7 protein-coding genes and 1 pseudogene are annotated in these 5,784 nt (G+C 42.4%); 1 reads left to right on the top strand and 7 read right to left on the bottom strand.

The genetic code is table 11. The annotated features are described in order from the left end of the window. Positions 1 to 311: 311 nt before the first annotated feature. From QUA78_RS31545 to QUA78_RS31525, 5 genes are all read right to left on the bottom strand, one after another. Positions 312 to 1,061, bottom strand: a complete 750-nt coding sequence (locus tag QUA78_RS31545) for a hypothetical protein (protein ID WP_333306689.1) — start codon at positions 1,059 to 1,061, stop codon at positions 312 to 314. Positions 1,062 to 1,196: 135 nt separating this feature from the next. Next, on the bottom strand, positions 1,197 to 1,523 hold the full coding sequence (locus tag QUA78_RS31540) for a hypothetical protein (RefSeq protein WP_333306687.1): 327 nt from the start codon (positions 1,521 to 1,523) through the stop codon (positions 1,197 to 1,199). Continuing rightward, positions 1,520 to 2,272, bottom strand: coding sequence for a hypothetical protein (locus QUA78_RS31535; RefSeq protein ID WP_333306686.1), 753 nt, complete (start codon positions 2,270 to 2,272; stop codon positions 1,520 to 1,522). Before QUA78_RS31535 ends, QUA78_RS31540 begins: the two co-directional genes overlap by 4 nt. An 81-nt stretch (positions 2,273 to 2,353) precedes the next feature. Beyond that, positions 2,354 to 2,731 (bottom strand): hypothetical protein, encoded by a 378-nt coding sequence (locus QUA78_RS31530; RefSeq protein ID WP_333306684.1) that lies wholly within the window; start codon positions 2,729 to 2,731, stop codon positions 2,354 to 2,356. 2 nt (positions 2,732 to 2,733) lie between these two features. Beyond that, the gene (locus QUA78_RS31525) at positions 2,734 to 3,072 is read right to left on the bottom strand and encodes a hypothetical protein (protein WP_333399223.1); all 339 of its coding nucleotides are present in this window, start codon (positions 3,070 to 3,072) and stop codon (positions 2,734 to 2,736) included. 476 nt (positions 3,073 to 3,548) lie between these two features. Between QUA78_RS31525 and QUA78_RS31520 the strand changes: the two are divergent. Then, positions 3,549 to 4,010, top strand: a pseudogene (locus tag QUA78_RS31520) (C39 family peptidase); the annotation flags it as partial. A 141-nt stretch (positions 4,011 to 4,151) separates the two neighbouring features. Here QUA78_RS31520 and QUA78_RS31515 read toward each other — a convergent pair. Continuing rightward, the gene (locus tag QUA78_RS31515; protein ID WP_333306680.1) at positions 4,152 to 4,862 is read right to left on the bottom strand and encodes a hypothetical protein; all 711 of its coding nucleotides are present in this window, start codon (positions 4,860 to 4,862) and stop codon (positions 4,152 to 4,154) included. 200 nt (positions 4,863 to 5,062) lie between these two features. Beyond that, positions 5,063 to 5,784 (bottom strand): hypothetical protein (locus tag QUA78_RS31510; protein WP_333306678.1); only part of this gene is annotated, 722 nt, incomplete at its 5' end.

The following is a 5,784-nucleotide window of genomic DNA, read 5'->3' as shown; positions in this document are numbered from 1 at the left end:
GCTTTTATCAACAAGGTATGCGGGCTGCAACCCTGATTCGGTCTATCTCCTAGGCCTCTTTGTCACCCCCCCAGAAACGAACCAGTTGCGCCGGCGTGACTGAACTAACCTAAATATTTGCTTTTGACATACCTTGAGTAAGTCAACTGCCAAGCTCAGATTAAGTTTGAGAAATCTCATGTGTGAAGTCGGTATCAAGCTGTTAATCTCTTCGAGTAACCCTTGGCAAGCCGAGATAGCCTCGCAAAATTTAGGACTTCTGACTAAGCTTTCTACTTCTTCCACCCAAGTAAAATCCAATTTTTTGGTTTTCATTTTCTGACAAACTTGTAAATGTACTTTCCTCCTTTAGGCATCACCCCCCAACCTAAAGCCCTTACATCCATCTGAAGCTGATCGGGTTTGACTTTTGGTATCAGTCCCGATTCCGTGTGAGAATCCATCCTTGCTTTCAAGCTTTTGGGGTCTACTTCGACCAAAATAGATGGAGGGCTTGATGCCCATTCTTTGTGCGGGATTCCTGATAATTCAGCTAAGGTGTCAACTAGAATAGTCTCGTAAATTCCTTCCTTTGACTTTTCTCGAAATTCAAAATAGGCTTCAAAAAAAGTTAAGGCTTCACTTAGGGAATCCCACACGCTCGTACACAAGCCAGAAGTTATTACGTCTACAACTAGCTTCCACTGCTGTAAAGAATAGCTGGAAGGAAGTTGGCTACTTACTTTTCTTTGCAGTTCGCTGTGCAAATCCCAATTAGCGAGATTGTTCCAAAAGCTATTAAGCTCCTTTTTTAGAGAATTGATAGCTAAAGTGTCGGGATTAACTAACTCACTTAAATTAAGCCCGGGCTTGAACTTGACGGTAATAAGCCGTCTCTTTATCTCGCTGCTGCTGATTCGCCACACGGTAGTGAAAACTTTTGGACAAAACACGTAAAAAGGTATATTTTGCCCTTTCCCGTTGCTGATACTCTGTTTGTCCGTGTACCTATCGTATCCGTTGAGAAGTGCGGTAAGTACGTCTCTTTCTTCAAAAAACTCGCTGTCAGCGTTATCGAGCAAGTAAAAACAGTTTTTCTCAATCGAGAAAGTAGATGGATCGACCCACCGAATCTGATTGATGTCGTTCTTAATACTAGCAGCGGTAGAGCGCGCATTAAGGATACTACCTGTTACACGAGAGAAAACTTTGATACACTAACTCTTTCCGGAACCCGGCTCACCTCTCAGTTCAAGTATCGGCAGGATATCACACAGAACACTAGGAATAGAGGCGTATGCTGCAAGCAAGGGATAAGCAATTTCAGGGTTGGGAATTGCAACAGTTAAACGAAAAAGGTTTTCAATTTTTTTACCTATTGATTCACCTTCAATCAAAAGTTTATCGCTGTCATCCTGTTTCAATCTTTTAAGCCTCGCGTACTTGCCTATGTCTAACTCGTCACTTCCAGTGGTCTCCTGTCCTTCATCGGAAGGGTTTTGTAAAGCTTGCTGAATTTCAAGTGGTAAATCTTTTTTTGTCATTTCCACATTCTCGCAATCAGTTCAAGTGCTTTAACGAGTGTTTGCTGTGATTCTATTCCCTCGGGAGTTGATTGCGGTATCGCAAGCAAAGCACCTAATTCATACAAAGAAGTGACAGCATAATCTTTGCCTAAGTGGTGTTTTAAGAACTCCCACCTTGCCTCTAGCTTTTCACTTTCGCTTTCAGGTTTTTGGTAGGTTTTCCCGCCACTGGAATTTGAAGACGTAGTTTTTAGTAACTCTTTGTCACTGTCAGTTAACAGTTTAAAATCTGTTTGGACAGCCACAATTGTGTTTTTAACTTTTCCCTCCCAGTAAGCTATTACCGCTTCGTCTTGAGGAACTTTCATGTCCTCCAGAAACTGAGGGGCTACATAAGGTGCGATAACTACCGAAACACAGTAGCTGTTGATATTTTTTAAAACATCTTTAGCAAACCCGTAAAGGTAGTTTTCACTAGGTTCTACTTCCTTGTCTTCAAATTTCTTTGCTTCATTATTCCAAGTAGGTTTTTTGTCTTTGTAGAAACTCAAGAGAACTTTTTGACCGTCAACCTTCCAAGCCTTATCTTTTGAGCTGTCTACTCCGACACATTGAAATGACAGAATTCCGTAAAAACTTACGCATTTGTCATCTACGGCGTAACACGCCTCGGTAAAAACTATCCGATCGTGCATGGTCACTCGATCGGATACGACAAATAGACGATGGGGTTTATTGTCTTTGCCTTCGTAAAAACTTACAGTCATGTTTTTGGTGGTGAGTAAGTGTACTTGTCTCTATTTTCTGGTTTAGCCGGCAACTGTAGCCGGCTACTTGTAAAAATAGACTTAACTGAAAAGGTGAATCTTGCAAAACGTCCGAAACATTTCCCGTGGATTTTCCTCTAAAGACTGTTCGCGACAGTATTGAGCAAACTCGGTCACGGCTTTAACGAGTAAACTAGCTAGCTCTTCCTCGTCCTCACCTTTACCAAAAGAACCTTGCCTGACTCCATCAAACAAAAGCTGGTAAAACTCCTTAAGGAAGCAATATTTGATGTAGTTCAGGTCGTAATGAATAAACCTCTTTTTGAGGGTTGCTGTTTGAGGGCTTTCGCTTTTCAAAAATGACCCTTTGTACTGAATCATTCCGTCTTCCTGAAGCATCTCGATTTGGGGTGAGATAAGGCTTCTTGTCTCGTACCAGGGGGTAGTTTCAACTTCCATTGTTAGTCTCCAAAAATTAACTCAAATTTTTCTTCGAGTGCTGTTGCCAAGTAAAACAAAGATGATTTTACTTCACTTGGCAATTTTAGCGATGCGTAGTTACTTGCCACAAAGAGTATTTGTTGCATCGTGACTTTATTTGCTGCGCACAGCATTAAATGCTTGAGCCGTGCAGAATCAGTTAGTATCCCTTTTGGTTCAATTATCAAAAAATCAAAAGGGATAGGTTCTGGCTGCATAGCCCAGTGCCGAACACTTTTTTCAACAACATCTTTGGGTACGACAACTAAATCCGCACGGTAAGTAACTGCTGAACCTAAATCACTTTTCGGAACTACCAAAAAGCTTACTTGTCTCAGCAGTTGCAAGCTAGGTGGCAGTTTAAGTGAAACGATTCTATAGCAGTAGTATTCGTGCATCGAATCAAATTGGTAACACCTTTTGAGGATTGAGGAATTTAAGTCTTTGACAAGCCTAAATTCACGAGTCCCAAAAGTACCGTCCCAGTACGCAACATCCTTGAGCGGATCGAAGTACACCCTTGAATTGTTGTACTTTCGCTTTTGTTGGTTCACTATTTTGTTGTCAAAGTTCGTTTTTTGTCATGCCTTCATTGTGCAAGTAATTTCATTTTTATTAGTTTACAACTGTTACAACAATTGTCAATAAAAGTTACAACAAATTGACGATGTACACTCACTGGTTCTATAAAAGTATGAATGACAAATTAAAATCAATAAAGGATAGCGTTCGATTAACTGTCCCTTACAAAATGCAATTAGACAACAAGTTTGAACCCTACTAGACTTGCAACGTTACGAGTTTGGCTATGTGCCTAGAGTATTACGATGTAGGTTTTAAATACACGTTTAGTGGCAAATATAGAGAAAACAAAAATACCCAACTTGAGGACGAACTGTACCAATATATGTCCGAAAAAGGGTTGAACAAACACTACCCCGAGGACTTAGCGCAAGTAGCGCGCGATTACGGGATTAAAGATGAGTTAACCGCTTACGGTACGTTTGACCGCTGCAAACAGCATTTAAGTAACGGAAACCCGTGCATAATTCACGGCTATTTTACTCAACCCGGTCACATCATCGTTTTAGTAGGGTACGATAGCGAAGGGTTTATAGTTCACGACCCATACGGTGAATGGTTCCGAAGTGGCTACCGCACAGATTTAAGCGGGGAATATTTGCACTACAGCTACGATTTAATAGAAAAAACCTGTGCTTACGACGGTCAGTTTTGGGTTCACTACCTGAGCAAGTGAGTCTATTTCTACAAGTAGCCGCCTACAGTTGGCGGCTAAACTCAGAAATGAAGGCAGGAGCTAATAAAGAAAGCTAGGTTCACATCATTCGTATAGTGTGAACCTAGCTTTTACTTTTGCCGAGCCTACCGATCGCACCAATTAAAACTCAATCAATATCGAATTGAGTTCCTCCCGCGTTGGCGGGAACTGTCCGCCCCGTTCGTGGTGAACTAGCAATCGCTTGTAAGTTGCTCCGCTGTCCCAATTGCCAAAGTGTCTGGCATAGGCGTAGACCCCCTTATCCTTTGCTTCTCGAACCAAAAAGTTTTTATCCTTGGGAGCTAGCCGCTCTTTAGTTGTTTGGTAGTGCTGACTCATTTTCATGGGTTCGGGTAGCGGCTCGTAAGCTTTGTTTGCTATCACGTCAACTCCGCCCAAAGCCCAAATAGTGACTTGGGTTGCTGGCATCCAACAAGCCAGCTTGAGCACCGCCCGTGGGGGTAACAAAAAGTTGAGGCTCGGTTTACCTATCCAGCACAGCCCGAGCACGGGTTCCGCATCAATCAAGTGCGTTTCGGGACACCAAAACATACCGTCTTCCCGCAGTTGCGGGTCAAAGTAACGAATTAAGCGGTCGGTAGTTTTCGGCTCAACGCCGTAAAAGGCGTCCACCTGTTCGGGTAGCAGCACGGGGGCTTGGTAGTAGTGCAACCACTGCACCGATTTAACCGTGTTAAGGGTTTGAATTGCAACTGTGTGGGAAATGCCGTCGAACACGGCATCCCGATACCAGCGGAGCGCCAAAGGTGCGTCCCACGAATACGTTAAAAATTGCGATCGCGGGGTCGCTGAAGCGGACTGTTGTGACATAATAATGAAGCCAAAAGTTCTTACTCAACTGGAGGCAAATGCACCCCGAAAGCGTTAGCGCGCCGTAAGGGTGTTGTATTATTTTGACGATCGCAGTAAAAGCCACTTCAAGTCAAGCCGCAAATTCGGGCAAATACCTTCATTTTTACAAGTAGCCGCCAACTGTAGGCGGCTACTCTCAGAAATACACTCAAATACTCTCATTTATACAAAATCACATTTCGCTTAACCAAAGGAATGGGTTTATTTAGCAGAGGTAGCTTAAGTACGGCCTGATCGAATTCACAGTCCGCCAATGGACGGCGTTCATTGGGTATTACTTTTTCTTTGACTACGATTATTTCCTTAGTAGGTTTTTTGTATTTAGTGGGCGATGTACTTTCACTACGATTAAAGCCGTCTTTGTCGGGTACGTAATCAAATATTTTGAGCAGTGCCGTAAACAGAGCAATACCGTCTTGTTTGTTTCGGACGTAAGCGTACCCTTCTACACCCTGTAATCGTGCAATTTGCCCAGTATAAGATAATGATTCTTTCCCTTTTTTCCAAACGTACTTGGTATCACCAAAAATAGTTTTAATTTTGTTTGCCCAGCGATTGATATCTGCGGGTGTTACGAGTTGAGCTAGTTTGGTATCGGCAATTTTGGGGTTATCAGTAAAACCAGCGCACCGTATATACTTAATCCCTCTTGTTTTGTCAGGACTAAAAAAATAAAGTTTAATCAAAGGGAATCCTTCAAGGGGTGGTTTACTGTTTTTACCTGGGATACCTTCATCACCGCCACCTTGTTCGTATCCAATAGCTGTGATGTGGTAAATCAAATCACGGGTGCTTCCCCACAATAGACCTCCTGCGAAAGTCTGAGAGAGTTGTAAAATAGATAGAAATTCAACTAATCTAAAATGAGTTACAAACAAGT

This window comes from Microcoleus sp. K4-B3 (assembly GCF_036704615.1).
GTDB lineage: Bacteria > Cyanobacteriota > Cyanobacteriia > Cyanobacteriales > Microcoleaceae > Microcoleus.
This window is presented reverse-complemented; position numbering and strand designations above follow the sequence as displayed.

Bases quoted from the DNA above. Each gene is read 5' to 3' on its own strand.
- QUA78_RS31540 (WP_333306687.1), bottom strand. From the start codon at position 1,523: ATGACAAAAAAAGATTTACCACTTGAAATTCAGCAAGCTTTACAAAAC.
- QUA78_RS31530 (WP_333306684.1), bottom strand. From the start codon at position 2,731: ATGGAAGTTGAAACTACCCCCTGGTACGAGACAAGAAGCCTTATCTCA.
- QUA78_RS31515 (WP_333306680.1), bottom strand. From the start codon at position 4,862: ATGTCACAACAGTCCGCTTCAGCGACCCCGCGATCGCAATTTTTAACG.
- QUA78_RS31535 (WP_333306686.1), bottom strand. From the start codon at position 2,272: ATGACTGTAAGTTTTTACGAAGGCAAAGACAATAAACCCCATCGTCTA.